Here is a 14,761-nt window from a genome sequence, read left to right on the forward strand (position 1 = left end):
CGCCGCGCATCGAAAAAGGAAAGATCATTGTCGCTCGGGCCACGCCGGCAGCAGCGCATCGCGGCCGTTCTCGCGGATCAGCACGAGCGGATAGCCGAACGCGTCGCTCGCGCGCTCGGGCGTCAGCACGTCGTGCACAGGGCCGGCCCACGCATGGCCGCGACCGTCGAGCAGCAGTGCGTGCGTCGCGAAACGCCGTGCGAGATTCAGATCATGGCACGAGAACAGCACCGTGCGCGGGCCTGCGTCGAGCCAGGCGGCCAGCGCGGTCAGGCAATCGATCTGATGATGCAGGTCGAGATGCGCGAGCGGCTCGTCGAGCAGCATCAGCGGCGCATCCTGGCACAGCGTCGCGGCGAGCGCGACGCGTTGCCGCTCGCCGCCCGACAGCGACAGCACGTCGCGCGACGCCAGCGCAGCGAGGTCGAACGTTGCCAGCGCGTCATGCGCGGCCGCGCGATCGCCGTCACGCTCCCAGCCCCAACCACCGAGATACGGAAAACGGTTGAGGAGCACCGTGTCGAACACGGTCGCGCTGAATGCGTCGTGCAGTTGCTGCGGCATCAGCGCACGGCGCTGCGCGAGCTGCTCGGCTGGCCATGCGGCAAGCAGCCGCCCATCGATCTCGACGTGTCCGCCGGCCGGCGGCTGCAGCCCCGCGAGTGTCGCGAGCAGCGTCGTCTTGCCCGCGCCGTTCGGCCCGGCGACGCACCAGATCTCGTGGGGACGAAACACCTGGGTGAAGCCGTCGAGCAGCGTACGCGCGCCGGCCTTCAGCGTCAGGCCGACGGCCGCGCAGCTCATGTCGCCGGCCGTGGCGTGCAGTGCGGCCCTCGTCATCGCATCGGCCTCCTCAACAACATCCACAGGAACACCGGCACGCCGATCAACGCGGTCATCACGCCGACCGGCAATTGCGCGGGCGCGATCACGGTGCGTGCGAGCAGGTCGGCCGCCATCACGCCGCCACCGCCCGCGAGCATCGCGGCGGGCAACAGCATTCGCTGGTCGTTGCCGAAGGCGAGCCGCAGCGCATGCGGCACGACGAGGCCGACGAAGCCGATCGTGCCGGCCGTCGTCACCGCGGCCGCGGCGGCCAGCGACGCGACGAGATAGATCCGCACGCGCACGCGCGCAACGGGCACGCCGAGCGCGAGCGCGGTCGCGTCGCCGCGCAGCAGCACGTTCAGTTGCGGCGCGGCCGGCAGCGCGACGCAGGCAGCCAGCAGCAGCGCACCCCACGCGAACCACGGCGCGGTCACGCCGTTGAGGTCGCCGGTCAGCCAGAAGATGATCCCGCGCAGGCGTGCGTCGGGCGCGAGCGACAGCAGCAGCGTGACGAGTGCGCCCCACCCCGCCGCGATCACGACGCCCGTGAGCAGCAACCGCGGCGACGCATCGCGCGATTCGCCGCGCCCCAGTTCGCGGCGCGCGAGACCGAGCACGAGCGCGACCGACACGAGCGAGCCGGCGAACGCCGACGCATCGACGAGCCACCACGCGCCGCCCGCGATCATCGCGACGAGCGCGAAGCCGGCCGCGCCACCCGACACGCCGAGCACGTACGGCTCCGCGAGCGGATTGCGCAACAGTACCTGCAGCAGTGCGCCGGCCAGCGCGAGCAGCGCGCCGCATGCGAAGCCGGCGAGTGCGCGCGGCAGGCGCAGCGTGCGGACGATATCGGCGAACAGCGCGTCGCCGCCATGCGGCACGAGCGACGCGAGCGCCTGCCATGGCGACATCGGCACGCTGCCGATCGACAGCGACGCGACGAACAGCAGCGCAACCATGGCGGCCAGCCCGGCCCAGATCGCGGCAGCGCGTGCGGCGCTCATGCCGCGCACGGCGCCGCACACGACGTGCGGCGCACCCGCTTGCGGGTGCCGGCCGGTCGTGACCTGAACGCCGCGCGGACGATTGGGGTCAGCATCGAAGAGGATTCCATGAAGCATGGCGCGCCCCGCCTCCCCGCGGGCCGCGCGTCACGAAGCCCGTGCGGGCTCCCCGTCTCGGCCGGTATCCGGGCTGGCGGCGGTCCGGCTCGCCTTCCCGCGCGGTGACGCGCAGTGGCCCGCGTCCGCATGCAGGACATGCACACGAAACGCGCCCGAGCCGGCCTGCGTCACGAGACGCGGCCGCTTACCGTTGCGGGGGCAGCGCAGGTTGGCGAGCGTCTGGCGCCCGCGCCCTGCTTCCCGTTTAACCGCGCGTTCCACGCGCGAGCACCGAGGCGGCGCCAGTTTAGGAGCGGGTCGCGCGAGCGTCAAGGAAGCGTCCGGACACGCACGGGACGCGCCGATTCGCGGCAAGAAGCAGGGGTGTTACGACTGGAAACGTTACAGATGTCGGATTGCGCGTTATTCCGCGCTAAAATGCTGGGTCTTTAGAGGACGCAGCAAATGCTCAACGAACTCGAAACCCTATCTCAAAATATTGGCCGTCTGATTTCGCTGAACAAGCGCTATCACTCGGAACGGCTCGCGCTCGAGGAGCAGGTCGCGCAATTGCGCGCGGATGCGGACACCGTCCGCGCGGAACTCGCGCAACTGCGCGATGAACGCAATGCACTTGCGGCCGAGCGTGACACGCTGTCGGCAAAGATCGACGACGCCCAGGTGAAACTGAACGCGATTCTCGAAAAGCTGCCGCGCTCGAAAAGTGCGGAGCAAGCCGACAACCAGCTCGACCTGCTGGATGCGCAGGCGCGTACGGATGGCGATGACGCGGCCAGCCACGGAGAACATGCATGAGCACCAAGCAGATCGAAGTCTCGATTCTCGGTCAGGCCTATCGGCTCGCCTGTTCGGCCGAGACCGAAGCGGCGCTGCTCGAAGCGGTCGCGCGCGTCGACGCCGAAATGTCGAAAATCCGCTCGAACAGCTCGGTACGCGGCACCGATCGCATCGCAGTGATGGCCGCGCTGTCGCTCGCGTCCGAATTGCTGCGGCTGCAAACGAGCGTGCGGCACGGTGAAGCATTTCCGGCGGAAGAAATCCGTCGTACAATGCACCAGATGAACGAACAACTCGGCGCGGTGCTCGCACAGCACGAGACGCAGTAACGTTTGATCGATGCGTCGATTCCCCTTGATCTCGGCGATCAACGGTGGTCAAATTGGCGCAACGAAACACAGTTCAGTCAGCTTCCCTGCCTGGTTCGCCAAGGTCATATATTCCTTGAACCAATGCCATGTGCACGGTTGCGGAAATTTGTAGCACGGGCGCGCGCGTCACTCTGTCTGATGTACCCGAAGTGCTGCTAACTGCGACCAATTCTGAACCTCAGGTTCAGGATGCCGGCCTAGCGGCCAAGGCGGGGGCCTATCCAACGGCATCGGGCGAAGCCCGGTGCCGTTTTCTTTTGTAGCAGCCTCTTTCTGCGTCGATCACGATCCATGCAATACTGGCTGATGAAGTCCGAACCGGACGAAGCAAGCATCGACGATCTCGCCAACGCACCGCAGCGCTCGCTGCCGTGGACCGGCGTGCGCAACTATCAGGCGCGCAATTTCATGCGCGACACGATGAAGATCGGCGACGGCGTGCTGTTCTATCACTCGAGTTGCCCCGAGCCGGGCATCGCGGGCCTCGCCGAAGTGTCGTCGACGCCCTACCCCGACCCCACGCAGTTCGACCCGAAAAGCCCCTATTACGACCCGAAGTCGACTCAGGAAGCACCACGCTGGCTGCTCGTCGACGTTCGCTACGTGAAAAAAACGCCGCTCGTGCCGCTTGCGGCGCTGCGCGAACACGACGAACTCGCCGACATGCGCGTGCTCGCACGCGGCAACCGGCTGTCGATCACGCCGGTCACGCGCGCCGAATGGCGCTTCATCACCGAAAAGCTGATGAAGTAGGCGCACGCCAAAGGTCAAATCTGGTCAGTACGCACTGCCGCAACGGAACTCGCGGCACTTTCGCGCGGCCTAAGCAACCGCTGTCGGCCGATCAGGCCGGCTGTCGTTTTTTTCGTCGCGCGGTACGCCCGCGTCGTGCACGCGCGATCCGCGTGCACGCCCTCGCACAAGGAGTCCAACAATGACCAAGAAATCCGCACTCGCGCTGTCGCTCGCCCTTGCCGCCGCCGTTCCCGTCGCGCTGACGCTCGCCTCGCCCGCCGCGCACGCGCAAACCGCGAACCCGCACTTTCCGGAGCCGGCAGGCGTGCTGTCGCTGTCGTCGCAAGCCAGCGCCGACGTGCCGCAGGACATCATCCACATCACGCTGTTCTACGAGCAGCAGGCCAAGGATCCGGGCAGCCTCACCGCGCAATTGAACCAGCGCGCCGACGCCGCGCTGTCGCAGGCAAAGGGCGTATCGGGCGTCACCGCCCACACGGGCGCATTCTCCGTGTACCCGAGCACCGATCGCGACGGCAAGATCTCCGCATGGCGTGGCCGCACCGAGGTCGCGCTGGAATCGCGCGATTTCGCTGCCGCGTCGAAGCTTGCCGGCCAGTTGTCGAACCTGATGCAGGTCGCGAACGTCGAGTTCTCGCTGTCGCCCGAAGCGCAGCGCGCGGCCGAGCAGAAGCTGACGACGGAAGCGATCAAGTCGTTCCGTGCCCGTGCCGATGAAGCCGCAAAGGCATTCGGTTACAGCAGCTACACGATCCGCGACGTGAACGTGGGCGGCGGCCGCAATGTGCAGCCGTACCCGCGCATGATGGCGATGGCCGCGGCGCCGATGGACAGCGCAAAGATGAGCGCACCGATCGCGGTCGAGGGCGGCAAGGCCACCGTGTCGGTCACCGTCAACGGCTCCGTGCAGATGAAGTAACGCGCAGCGCACGGCAGTCCGAAATGAAAAACGCCGGCCCTCGGGCCGGCGTTTTGCGTTTACCTACATGGTGCCGATGCACGCGCCGATCGCACGTGCATCGGCATTGCATCACGCAGCGGCAGTCGCCGCCCGGCGGCGATACGCCCAGACCATCAGCGCGACGCCCGCGAGGATCATCGGCAGCGACAGCCACTGCCCCATCGACAGGCCGAGCGCGAGCAGGCCGAGGAAATCGTCGGGCTCGCGCGCGAACTCGACCGTGAAGCGTGCGAGGCCGTAGCCGATCAGGAACAGCGCGGACACGGCGCCCATCGGCCGCGACTTGCGTGCGAAGAAGAACAGCGCGAAGAACAGCGCGATGCCTTCGAGCGCAATTTCATAGAGCTGCGACGGATGGCGCGGCAGCATCTGGTATTGCATGAACACGTCGGCAAGATGCCACTTCTCGACGAGCTCCGGATGCTTCGGCAACCACGCCGCATCGTCGCGCATCGCGCCCGGGAACAGCATCGCCCACGGTGCGGACGGATCGGTCACGCGGCCCCACAGTTCCCCGTTGATGAAGTTGCCGAGCCGCCCGGCCGCGAGCCCCGTCGGCACCATCGGCGCGACGAAGTCGGTGACCTGCAGCCAGTGGCGCTTGCGCTGCCATGCGAACAGCACCATCGCGAGTGTCACGCCGAGGAAGCCGCCGTGAAACGACATGCCGCCCTCCCACACCTTGAACACGTCGAGCGGATGCGAGAAATAGAAATCGGCCTTGTAGAACAGCACATAGCCGAGCCGGCCGCCGAGCACGGTGCCGAGCACGCCGTAGAACATCATGTCGTCGATGTCCTTCGCGGTCCAGCCCTGCGCCGCGACGTGCGGCAACTTCAGGCGGATCCGGCCGACGACGATCGCCGCGATGAATCCGACGAGATACATGAGCCCGTACCAGCGCACGGCCAGCGGCCCGAGATGGATCGCAACGGGGTCGAAATTCGGGTGAATGATCATGGGTTAGCGAAGAAGTTTTCGAATGCGATACGGCCGTCGCACACGCGCAGCACCGCGCGTTGGACGGCACCGGCGCGTCATCGTTCACGTCACGTGGCGAGGCCCTGCGCGCGCACGACATCGATGAAGCCGGCCAGCACGGGGCTTACGTCACCGGTGCGCCACACGAGGCCCGTCTCGACGACCGGCGCGTGATCGGCAAGCGGCCGGTAGACCACGCCGGTGCGCCGCAGGTTACGCAGCGATTGCGGCACCAGTGCGACGCCCATGCCGGCCGACACGAGGCTGACGATCGTCTGCATCTGGATCGCCTCCTGGCCGATGTGCGGCGTTTCCCCCGCCGCGCCGTAGCAGCCCGTAATGATGTCATAAAAGCCGGGCGCCAGACGACGCGGAAAGATCACGAGCGGCAACGCGGCAACCTCCGCGAGACGGACGGGCACGTCTTCCGGCGCATCGCTCGCGGCCGCCGGCATCGCCACCACGAGCGGCTCGCGCATGACGGGCAGGTACGCCAGCCCGGCCGCGTGGCGCGGCGGCACGGGCGGAATGACGAGCCCCGCGTCGATGCGCCCCGCGACGAGCTCGTCGATCTGCACGTCGCTCGTCGCCTCCGCGAGTTGCAGCCGCACCTGCGGATAGCGCGCGCCGAACGCCCGCAGCAGCGCGGGCAGCAGCCCGTAATCGGCGGTCGACACGAACGCGAGCGACAGCGAGCCGGCCTCGCCGCGCGCGAGCCGTCGCGCCAGCGGCGGCAGCGCATCGGCCGCGGCAAGCAGCCGGCGCACGTCGGGCAGCAACGCCGCCCCGACCGCCGTCAGCGCCACCGAGCGCTTGGTGCGCGCGAACAGCGCGACGCCGAGCGCATCCTCGAGCGCACGGATCGCCTGGGACAGCGGCGGCTGCGTCATCGACAGGCGCTCAGCCGCGCGGCCGAAATGGCGCTCGTCGGCGACGGTCACGAAATAGCGCCACTGGCGCAGGTCGGGAGTCGGATCGGCCATGCCTCTCTCATTCGCAAAATGACTTAATACGCGACAAATAATATATTGGACATCCCAATCCGGACACTCCATTCTTGATCGATCCGAACCGGCGCGCCATTCACCGGCGTTGCCAGACAACGATGGAGTCCCCCATGGCTTACAACCGTCGCTCGAAGCACATCACGCAGGGCGTGGCCCGCTCGCCGAACCGCTCGATGTATTACGCCCTCGGCTACCAGAAGGACGATTTCGACAAGCCGATGGTCGGCATCGCGAATGGCCATTCGACGATCACGCCGTGCAATTCCGGCCTGCAGCGCCTGTCGGACGCGGCCGTCGCCGCCGTGAAGGCGGCCGATGCGAACCCGCAGATATTCGGCACGCCGACGATTTCGGACGGCATGTCGATGGGTACCGAAGGCATGAAGTACTCGCTCGTGTCGCGCGAGGTGATCGCCGACTGCATCGAGACCTGCGTGCAGGGGCAATGGATGGATGGCGTGGTCGTCGTCGGCGGCTGCGACAAGAACATGCCGGGCGGGATGATCGCGCTCGCGCGCCTGAACGTGCCGGGCATCTACGTGTACGGCGGCACGATCCGGCCCGGCAACTGGAAGGGCCGGGACCTGACGATCGTGTCGTCGTTCGAGGCCGTCGGCGAATTCACTGCGGGCCGGATGTCGCAGGAGGATTTCGAAGGCGTCGAGCAGAACGCCTGCCCGACGTCGGGGTCGTGCGGCGGGATGTACACGGCGAACACGATGAGCTCGTCGTTCGAGGCGCTCGGGATGTCGCTGCTGTACTCGTCGACGATGGCGAACCCCGACCAGGAGAAGGTCGATTCGGCCGCCGAATCGGCACGTGTGCTCGTCGAGGCCGTGAAGCGCGATCTCAAGCCGCGCGACATCATCACGAAGGAGTCGATCGAGAATGCGGTGTCGGTGATCATGGCGACGGGCGGCTCGACCAATGCGGTGCTGCACTATCTCGCGATCGCGCACGCGGCCGAGGTCGACTGGACGATCGAGGACTTCGAGCGCATCCGCAAGCGCGTACCCGTGATCTGCGACCTGAAGCCGTCGGGGAAGTACGTCGCGACCGACCTCCACCGGGCCGGCGGGATTCCGCAGGTGTTGAAGATCCTGCTCGACGCGGGGCTGCTGCACGGCGACTGCATGACGATCACCGGCCGCACGATCGCCGAAGAACTGAAGGACGTGCCGAGCGTGCCGCGCGCGGATCAGGACGTGATCTTCCCGATCGACCGCGCGCTGTACAAGGAAGGCCACCTTGCGATCCTGAAGGGCAATCTCGCGGAAGACGGCGCGGTCGCGAAGATCACCGGCCTGAAGAACCCTGTGATCACGGGCCCGGCACGCGTGTTCGACGACGAGCAGAGCGCGATGGATGCAATCCTCGGCGACCGGATCCGCGCCGGCGACATCCTCGTGCTTCGCTACCTGGGCCCTAAGGGCGGCCCCGGCATGCCGGAAATGCTCGCGCCGACGTCCGCGATCATCGGCAAGGGGCTCGGCGAATCGGTCGGCTTCATCACGGACGGCCGCTTCTCGGGCGGCACCTGGGGGATGGTGGTCGGCCACGTCGCGCCCGAGGCGTTCGTCGGCGGCACGATCGCACTCGTGCAGGAAGGCGACTCGATCACGATCGACGCGCATCGACTGCTGCTGCAACTGAACGTCGACGACGCGGAACTCGCGCGCCGTCGCGCTGCATGGCAACAGCCGGCGCCACGCTACACGCGCGGCGTGCTCGCGAAATTCGCGGCACTCGCCCGCCCGGCGAACCAGGGCGCCGTCACGGGTTGATCCGGGCACGTCAAGACATGCGACCCCGATAAACATGGCCGCCCGGGGAACGCGCAAAACGCGCTTTCCCTTTGCTTCTATAATGCGCGGACCATGTAGCCGGCCGTCCCCGCCGGCGGAGAACCGCATGAAACACTCGACATTGCGCGTCCTGCTCGCCACGCTGCTGATCGCCAGCGGGGCGGCAGCGCGCGCCGACCAGGCCGACGGGCTCGCGCTGGCTCAGCGCAAGAACTGCATGGCCTGCCACGCGCTCGGCAAGCCGCTGATGGGCCCGTCGTTCCGCGACATTGCCGGCAAGTATGCGGCGCGCGGCGATGCCGTCGACTACCTTGCCCAATCGATCGTGAAAGGCAGCGTCGGCGTATGGAGCAGCGTGCCGATGCCCGCCAATACACAACTGACGAACGGCGAAGCCCACACGCTCGCGCAATGGGTGCTGTCGGTGCGCTGAACCGGTCGCCCGGGCCGAACGGCCAACCTGCCGGATCCCGCCGACTGGCGGACATGCCCCGCCGGCAGCTTCACCGGTCTTTACTGGATTCACACCCCGTTTTTCAGCTAAACGCCGCGTGGTTTAGCTCGAATGGCCGGCGCGGCGGCGTGCGATCTCTTCATCGACCGCGTCGCGAACCCAGTCCATCACCTCGGTTTCGAGTGCCAGCGCCACCTCGCGCGTGATCTGGCCGACCAGCCAGGCCGAATGCTCGTGCAACGCATCGCGGCAGCGGGCTTCGATCGCGTCGCGCCCTTCCCCGGTCAGATAGTTCGTCAGACGATTGCGCAGACGCTCGGCGATGTGCTGCGCATCTTCCGGCGTCAGCCCGGCTGCGGCCTGCGCTTCCGCCTGCAGCGCAGCGACTGGTACGACGGCCTCCGGCAGATGCGCTTCACGCGCGTGCCCCACTGCCTCATGCGCGACCGCGGCGAACGCGGGTGGCGGCACGTCGTCGCCGGCCAGCGACGATGGCAGAGGCGCACTCATTGCGGCTGAATCTTCGGCGACCACATGCTCCGCGGCGCCGGGTTCGGGCGGCGCATCGGTCTCGCCCATCGCTGCCGCTGCAGCCGTCGCCACGTCGCCCGGCAGTTCGACCGCCGGCACGTGCGGCGTCGGCACGCATTCGACCACGACGGAATCGCGGTCAAGTTCACTTTGCCTGGAATCGGCCGGCGCGGCACCTGCTGCGTGCGGCGCGACCACGTCGGTGAGCACCGGAATCGCCGCGCTGGCGGGCGGCTGCGGCGCGCCAGACGCAGGCGAGCGCGCCGGCACCGGCTTGCCCGGCACCAGCACGTCGGTCAGCGTCGGGATCGAGGATGTATCGGCTTCTGTCACGGGAACACTCCGTTGACGGTTGCGGCTAGCTGCCCTGCTTGTAGTTGTTCAGCGCGTAGCCGCGGTCGCGGTAGAACCGGTAGCGGTCGCGGCCCGCGGCCAGCTCGTCCGGCGCATTGCCGACCACTTCGAGCAGGCGCTCGAAGCGGGCGAACTGTGCGGGGACGGCCGCGCCGAGGTTCAGCAGCACGTGGTGATGCGGCGCGCGGTCGAGATCCGCGGCCAGCACGATCGGCGTGCCGGCTGCGTGCTCGCTGTCGACACCGCAATGCGGGATGAAATCGAGCGGCGAGAACGTCCAGAGCCGCTCGTCGAGCGCGCGCAGGCGCGCGGGCTCGGCGAGCACGACGACCGGCTGCCCGGCCAGGTAGGCCTTGCGCAGCAGCCGGCACGCGTACGCGAGCGAATCGCCGACGTTCGAGTGGAAATCGATCCGCGTCATTGCCCGCGCACCCGCAGCGTCGTCAACACCGCCATCACTGGCCGGCGCGGTCGATCAGGAACTGCGCGAGCAACGGCACCGGACGGCCCGTCGCGCCCTTCGCCGCACCGCCCTTCCATGCGGTGCCCGCGATGTCGAGGTGGGCCCACGGATAGCTCTCGGTGAAGCGCGACAGGAAGCACGCGGCCGTCACGGCGCCGGCCGGACGCCCGCCGATGTTCGCGAGATCCGCGAAATTCGACTTCAGCTGGTCCTGGTACTCGTCGTCGAGCGGCATGCGCCATGCCGGGTCGTTCGCTTCGCGCGACGCGTCGAGCAGTTCGCCCGCGAGCGCGTCGTTCGTCGAGAACAGGCCGCTGTTGTGGCCGCCCAGCGCGATCACGCACGCGCCCGTCAGCGTGGCAACGTCGATCACCGCAGCCGGCTTGAAGCGCTCGGCATACGTGAGCGCGTCGCACAGGATCAGACGGCCTTCGGCGTCGGTGTTCAGCACCTCGATCGTCAGGCCCTTCATGCTGGTGACGATGTCGCCCGGTTTCGTCGCGTTGCCGCCCGGCATGTTCTCGCAGGTCGGCACGATCGCGACGACGTTGATCTTCAGGCCCATCTCGGCAACCGCACGCATCGTGCCCAGCACGGAACCCGCGCCGCACATGTCGTACTTCATCTCGTCCATGCCCTCGCCCGGCTTCAGCGAGATGCCGCCCGTGTCGAACGTGATGCCCTTGCCGACCAGCACGACCGGCGCGGCCTTCGCGGCGGCGCCCTGGTAGTGCAGCACGATGAATTGCGGCGGCTCGACCGACGCGCGCGCGACCGACAGGAACGAGCCCATCTTCAGCGCCTGGATCTGCTTGAGCCCGAGCACTTCCGCCTTCAGGCCCCAATCCTTCGCGATCTTCTTCGCGGTGTTGCCGAGATAGGTCGGCGTGCAGACGTTGCCCGGCAGGTTGCCGAGGTCGCGGGTGAGATCCATCCCGTTCGCGAGCGCGACGGCCTGCTTGACCGCGACCTTCGCGGCCTTTTCGTCGGACGGATCGACGCTGAACACGACGCGCTTGAGCGTGTGCGACGCCGGCTCCGGCTTGCTCTTCATCTGCGTGAAGCGGTAGGTCTCGTTGCGCAGCGCGAGGATTGCCGCGCGCACGCCCCAGTCGGAGCTGCGCTCGTCGACCGGCAGTTGCGCGAGCGTGAACGTGACCTGGACGACCTTGGTCGCCAGCAGCGCGCGCCATGCGGCCGTCGCGGCATCGTTATAGGCTTTCTGATTGAAAGCATCCTGCTTGCCGAGGCCGACGAGCAGCACGCGCGACGCGCCGATACCCGACACTTCGTGCAGGAACAGCGTCTTGCCGCGCTTGCCGTCCATGTCGCCGGCCTTGATCACGCGCGAAATCAGCCCCTTGGTGGCCGTGTCGATATCGAGCGCCGCGCCCGACAGAGTCTGCGCCTCGAAGATGCCGAGCACGATGCAGTCGGACTTCCCGGTCAGGAACCCCTTCGCCTCGCCTTTGCTCCAATCACAGCCTTTTATGCTAAAGTCCATCGCGCTTGTCCTCGGATAAAATCTGGGCTAAGGATGAAAGCCGCAATTATCCGCTATTTTTCCCGTGGCGGCGCGAGCGCTCCACCACGCGTGCGCAGCCTCCCGCCCTCTTCTCATCAAGAATGATCTTCGAACGCTCCCTCCAGCGCGAGCTTGCGTATACGGCTGGCGCCGTGTTCATGGTGCTGCTCACGATCATGCTCACGACGATGATGATCCGCATCGTCGGCTACGCCGCGTCCGGTGAAATCGATCCGCGGGACGTCCTCGTGCTGATCGGCCTCACCGTGATCGGCTACCTCGCCGTGATGCTCGTCGTCACGCTGTTCGTGTCGATCCTGTTCGTGCTGACCCGGTGGTACCGGGACTCCGAAATGGTCGTGTGGCTTGCGTCGGGCGTGAGCCTCACGCGCCTCATCAAGCCGATCGGCGTGTTCGCCACGCCGATCATCCTGCTGATCGCCTTCTTCGCGTTCGTCGGCTGGCCGTGGTCGAACCAGCAAAGCAAGATGATCAAGGCGCGCTTCCAGCAGCGCGACGAAATCTCGCTGCTCGCGCCGGGCCAGTTCCGCGAATCGGCGTCGAACCACCGCGTGTTCTTCATCGAGAAGATGACGCCCGACCAGAGCAAGGTGCAGAACGTGTTCGTGACCTCGACCGAGAACGGCAAGGTCAACGTGGTCGTGTCGCAGACGGGGCACACGGAAACGCGCGACGGCAACCGCTTCGTCGTCCTGGAGGACGGCCGCCGCTACGACGGCACGCCTGGCCAGCCGAACTTCAAGATCATGGAGTTCGAGCGCTACGGCGTGAAGATCACGAGCACCCCGGTCACCAACGTGCAGACCACCAACAGCACGCCGACGCCGGACCTGCTGCGCAACCCGACGAACGACAACCTCGCGGAATTCGCGTGGCGCGCGGGGCTGCCGCTGATCGCGATCAACTTGATGGTGCTCGGCATTCCGCTGTCGTACCAGAACCCGCGCCGCAGCCGCACGATCAACCTCGTGATGGCCGTGCTGATCTATCTCACGTACTCGAACCTGCTGAACGTGGTGCAGTCGCAGATCGAGCAGGGCAAGATGTCGTTCGGCGTCGGTCTCGTTGGGCTGCATCTCGTCGTCGCGGTGATCGTCGCGTTCATCTTCTGGTTGCGCGTGCGCAATCGTCCGCTGTTTACACGCGCGCTGTTCGGCCGCTCGGGAGCATGATCGATGCGGCTCTATGAAAAGTACTTCGCGCGACAGATCTACGTCACGTTCGTCTTCATCCTGTTCGCGTTCTCGGGCCTGTTCTTCTTCTTCGACCTGATCAGCGAACTGAACTCGGTCGGGCACGGCAATTACAAGTTCGGCTACGCAGTGCTGCGCGTCGCGCTGCAGACCCCGTCGCGCTTCTACGAAATCATCCCGGTCGCCGCGCTGATCAGCGCGATCTATGTGTTCGCGCAAATGGCCGCGAACTCGGAATTCACGATCTTCCGCGTGTCGGGCCTCGCGACCAACCAGGCGCTGCGCTCGCTGCTGAAGATCGGCGTGCCGCTCGTGATCGTCACCTACCTGATCGGCGAATTCGTCGGCCCGTACGCCGACCAGCTGTCCGAACGCGTGCGGCTGCAAGCGCTCGGCGCGTCGGTGTCGTCGAATTTCCAGTCGGGCGTGTGGGTGAAGGACACGCTCGCGGCCCGTGAAAACGGCGAGCAGGTCACGCGCTTCGTCAACGTCGGCAGCCTGTCGCCCGACTCGACGATCAGCAACGTGCGCATCTACGAATTCGATTCGAAATTCCAGCTGCGCAACGTGCGGATCGCGCAGACGGGCCGCTACGAGCCGCCCGGCCACTGGCTGCTCAAGGGCGTCAACGAAACCGAGCTCACCCCGATCAAGCCGATCGGCGGGCAGCCGGCCGACGCGCTGAACCCCGTGTACCGGTCGCAGCAGGTCTCGCTGCCCGAATACCGGCTGCGCTCGGACCTGACGCCGCAGATCCTGTCGGTGCTGCTCGTGTCGCCGGATCGCATGTCGATCATCAACCTGTTCCGCTACATCCAGCATCTGCGCGAGAACCAGCAGGACACGCAGCGCTACGACATCGCGCTGTGGCGCAAGCTGCTGTATCCGTTCGCGGTGTTCGTGATGCTCGTGCTGTCGCTGCCGTTCGCGTACCTGCACACGCGTGCCGGCGTGGTCGGCGTGAAGGTGTTCGGCGGCATCATGCTCGGCATGAGCTTCCAGCTGCTCAATACGCTGTTCTCGCACATCGGCACGTTGAACACGTGGCCCGCGCCGCTCACCGCGGCGACGCCGGGCCTGATCTATCTCGCGCTCGGCCTGTTCGCGCTCAAGTGGGTCGACCGGCACTGAGCGCCGCGTCACGACGGAGGCTTCGACATGAATTCGCACGGCATCGTCCTGTTCGGCCACGGCGCGCGTGACCCGCGCTGGGCCGAGCCGTTCGAGCGGCTCGCCGCGCGGCTGCGCGGCGCCTCTTCTCCCGCTGCACACGTGTCGCTCGCGTTCCTCGAACTGATGACGCCGTCGCTCGGCGACGCGGTCGCCGCGCAGGTCGCGGCCGGCTGCACCCACATCACCGTGGTGCCGGTGTTCTTCGGCCAGGGCGGCCATGTCCGCCGCGACCTGCCGCAGCTCGTCGACGCATGCCGAGCCGTGCATCCGGGTGTCGAGATCCGCTGCGCGACGGCCGTCGGCGAAGACGACGGCGTGCTCGACGCGATCGCGCGCTACTGCATCGACCAGATCGGCGACGGCGCGTAAATCACGCCGTCACGGCCCACAAAGAAAAAGCGCCGGCTTCCGCCAGCGCTTTTTTCATTTGGAAC

Annotated in this window: 16 protein-coding genes, 1 other RNA gene and 1 riboswitch; of the genes, 10 read left to right on the top strand and 7 right to left on the bottom strand. The window is 67.0% G+C overall.

Going from position 1 to position 14,761, the window contains the following annotated elements; all coding sequences use genetic code 11:
* Nucleotides 1-24 precede the first annotated feature (24 nt).
* Nucleotides 25-840, bottom strand: coding sequence for an ABC transporter ATP-binding protein (locus FFS49_RS18925; RefSeq protein ID WP_105816202.1), 816 nt, complete (start codon nucleotides 838-840; stop codon nucleotides 25-27).
* Nucleotides 837-1,952, bottom strand: a complete 1,116-nt coding sequence (locus FFS49_RS18930) for an iron ABC transporter permease (RefSeq protein ID WP_105816203.1) — start codon at nucleotides 1,950-1,952, stop codon at nucleotides 837-839. Before FFS49_RS18930 ends, FFS49_RS18925 begins: the two co-directional genes overlap by 4 nt.
* 41 nt (nucleotides 1,953-1,993) lie before the next feature.
* Nucleotides 1,994-2,245, bottom strand: a riboswitch (cobalamin riboswitch).
* Between the two features lie 154 nt (nucleotides 2,246-2,399).
* On the opposite strand from FFS49_RS18930, the gene FFS49_RS18935 reads away from it, so the two are divergent.
* The 5 genes from FFS49_RS18935 (at nucleotide 2,400) to FFS49_RS18955 (ending at nucleotide 4,778) form a co-directional block, all read left to right on the top strand.
* Nucleotides 2,400-2,750, top strand: coding sequence for a hypothetical protein (locus FFS49_RS18935; RefSeq protein ID WP_021160796.1), 351 nt, complete (start codon nucleotides 2,400-2,402; stop codon nucleotides 2,748-2,750).
* A complete protein-coding gene (locus FFS49_RS18940; protein WP_011352906.1) occupies nucleotides 2,747-3,061 on the top strand; it encodes a cell division protein ZapA in 315 nt (104 codons plus the stop codon). Before FFS49_RS18935 ends, FFS49_RS18940 begins: the two co-directional genes overlap by 4 nt.
* A gap of 80 nt (nucleotides 3,062-3,141) precedes the next feature.
* Nucleotides 3,142-3,323, top strand: a non-coding RNA gene (gene ssrS / locus FFS49_RS18945) — 6S RNA.
* 71 nt (nucleotides 3,324-3,394) lie between these two features.
* Nucleotides 3,395-3,856 (top strand): EVE domain-containing protein, encoded by a 462-nt coding sequence (locus FFS49_RS18950; RefSeq protein WP_071334845.1) that lies wholly within the window; start codon nucleotides 3,395-3,397, stop codon nucleotides 3,854-3,856.
* A 181-nt stretch (nucleotides 3,857-4,037) separates the two neighbouring features.
* Nucleotides 4,038-4,778 (top strand): SIMPL domain-containing protein, encoded by a 741-nt coding sequence (locus FFS49_RS18955; protein ID WP_031398447.1) that lies wholly within the window; start codon nucleotides 4,038-4,040, stop codon nucleotides 4,776-4,778.
* Nucleotides 4,779-4,889: 111 nt separating this feature from the next.
* On the opposite strand, the gene lgt is transcribed toward FFS49_RS18955, so the two are convergent.
* Together lgt and FFS49_RS18965 are read right to left on the bottom strand one after the other, a co-directional pair.
* A complete protein-coding gene (lgt, locus tag FFS49_RS18960; protein ID WP_039368060.1) occupies nucleotides 4,890-5,780 on the bottom strand; it encodes a prolipoprotein diacylglyceryl transferase in 891 nt (296 codons plus the stop codon).
* A gap of 89 nt (nucleotides 5,781-5,869) precedes the next feature.
* Complete coding sequence (locus FFS49_RS18965; RefSeq protein ID WP_105816204.1) at nucleotides 5,870-6,784, bottom strand: LysR substrate-binding domain-containing protein; 915 nt, start codon at nucleotides 6,782-6,784, stop codon at nucleotides 5,870-5,872.
* Nucleotides 6,785-6,918: 134 nt separating this feature from the next.
* Between FFS49_RS18965 and ilvD the strand changes: the two genes are divergently transcribed.
* Together ilvD and FFS49_RS18975 are read left to right on the top strand one after the other, a co-directional pair.
* Nucleotides 6,919-8,592, top strand: coding sequence for a dihydroxy-acid dehydratase (gene ilvD, locus FFS49_RS18970; protein WP_105816205.1), 1,674 nt, complete (start codon nucleotides 6,919-6,921; stop codon nucleotides 8,590-8,592).
* A gap of 127 nt (nucleotides 8,593-8,719) precedes the next feature.
* On the top strand, nucleotides 8,720-9,046 hold the full coding sequence (locus FFS49_RS18975; RefSeq protein WP_105816206.1) for a c-type cytochrome: 327 nt from the start codon (nucleotides 8,720-8,722) through the stop codon (nucleotides 9,044-9,046).
* A 123-nt stretch (nucleotides 9,047-9,169) separates the two neighbouring features.
* Here FFS49_RS18975 and FFS49_RS18980 read toward each other — a convergent pair whose 3' ends face one another.
* From FFS49_RS18980 to FFS49_RS18990, 3 genes are read right to left on the bottom strand one after another with little or no spacing between them, the layout of a single operon-like run.
* Nucleotides 9,170-9,931: a DUF2486 family protein gene (locus FFS49_RS18980; protein ID WP_105816207.1), complete on the bottom strand. Its 762-nt coding sequence runs from the start codon at nucleotides 9,929-9,931 to the stop codon at nucleotides 9,170-9,172.
* Between the two features lie 25 nt (nucleotides 9,932-9,956).
* Nucleotides 9,957-10,373, bottom strand: coding sequence for a DNA polymerase III subunit chi (locus tag FFS49_RS18985; protein WP_039368072.1), 417 nt, complete (start codon nucleotides 10,371-10,373; stop codon nucleotides 9,957-9,959).
* 34 nt (nucleotides 10,374-10,407) lie between these two features.
* Entirely contained in the window at nucleotides 10,408-11,919 is a 1,512-nt protein-coding gene (locus FFS49_RS18990; protein WP_039368075.1) for a leucyl aminopeptidase, read from the bottom strand.
* Nucleotides 11,920-12,041: 122 nt separating this feature from the next.
* Between FFS49_RS18990 and lptF the strand changes: the two genes are divergently transcribed.
* Genes lptF through FFS49_RS19005 form a run of 3 tightly spaced genes read left to right on the top strand, consistent with a single transcriptional unit; the run spans nucleotide 12,042 to nucleotide 14,696 of the window.
* On the top strand, nucleotides 12,042-13,133 hold the full coding sequence (lptF, locus tag FFS49_RS18995; RefSeq protein WP_039368076.1) for an LPS export ABC transporter permease LptF: 1,092 nt from the start codon (nucleotides 12,042-12,044) through the stop codon (nucleotides 13,131-13,133).
* A gap of 3 nt (nucleotides 13,134-13,136) precedes the next feature.
* A complete protein-coding gene (gene lptG / locus FFS49_RS19000; protein WP_105816208.1) occupies nucleotides 13,137-14,285 on the top strand; it encodes an LPS export ABC transporter permease LptG in 1,149 nt (382 codons plus the stop codon).
* Nucleotides 14,286-14,312: 27 nt separating this feature from the next.
* Complete coding sequence (locus tag FFS49_RS19005; RefSeq protein ID WP_105816209.1) at nucleotides 14,313-14,696, top strand: CbiX/SirB N-terminal domain-containing protein; 384 nt, start codon at nucleotides 14,313-14,315, stop codon at nucleotides 14,694-14,696.
* The last annotated feature ends 65 nt before the right edge of the window (nucleotides 14,697-14,761 follow it).

The sequence above is a fragment of the Burkholderia sp. 4NA327C6 genome (assembly GCF_005502655.1).
GTDB lineage: Bacteria > Pseudomonadota > Gammaproteobacteria > Burkholderiales > Burkholderiaceae > Burkholderia > Burkholderia contaminans.

Coding starts and splice junctions, on each gene's coding strand:
- FFS49_RS18930 (WP_105816203.1), bottom strand. CDS start 1,952: ATGCTTCATGGAATCCTCTTCGATGCTGACCCCAATCGTCCGCGCGGC.
- ilvD (WP_105816205.1), top strand. CDS start 6,919: ATGGCTTACAACCGTCGCTCGAAGCACATCACGCAGGGCGTGGCCCGC.
- FFS49_RS18985 (WP_039368072.1), bottom strand. CDS start 10,373: ATGACGCGGATCGATTTCCACTCGAACGTCGGCGATTCGCTCGCGTAC.
- FFS49_RS18965 (WP_105816204.1), bottom strand. CDS start 6,784: ATGGCCGATCCGACTCCCGACCTGCGCCAGTGGCGCTATTTCGTGACC.
- FFS49_RS18955 (WP_031398447.1), top strand. CDS start 4,038: ATGACCAAGAAATCCGCACTCGCGCTGTCGCTCGCCCTTGCCGCCGCC.
- lptG (WP_105816208.1), top strand. CDS start 13,137: ATGCGGCTCTATGAAAAGTACTTCGCGCGACAGATCTACGTCACGTTC.
- lgt (WP_039368060.1), bottom strand. CDS start 5,780: ATGATCATTCACCCGAATTTCGACCCCGTTGCGATCCATCTCGGGCCG.
- FFS49_RS18950 (WP_071334845.1), top strand. CDS start 3,395: ATGCAATACTGGCTGATGAAGTCCGAACCGGACGAAGCAAGCATCGAC.
- FFS49_RS19005 (WP_105816209.1), top strand. CDS start 14,313: ATGAATTCGCACGGCATCGTCCTGTTCGGCCACGGCGCGCGTGACCCG.
- FFS49_RS18940 (WP_011352906.1), top strand. CDS start 2,747: ATGAGCACCAAGCAGATCGAAGTCTCGATTCTCGGTCAGGCCTATCGG.
- FFS49_RS18975 (WP_105816206.1), top strand. CDS start 8,720: ATGAAACACTCGACATTGCGCGTCCTGCTCGCCACGCTGCTGATCGCC.
- FFS49_RS18935 (WP_021160796.1), top strand. CDS start 2,400: ATGCTCAACGAACTCGAAACCCTATCTCAAAATATTGGCCGTCTGATT.
- FFS49_RS18990 (WP_039368075.1), bottom strand. CDS start 11,919: ATGGACTTTAGCATAAAAGGCTGTGATTGGAGCAAAGGCGAGGCGAAG.
- FFS49_RS18925 (WP_105816202.1), bottom strand. CDS start 840: ATGACGAGGGCCGCACTGCACGCCACGGCCGGCGACATGAGCTGCGCG.
- lptF (WP_039368076.1), top strand. CDS start 12,042: ATGATCTTCGAACGCTCCCTCCAGCGCGAGCTTGCGTATACGGCTGGC.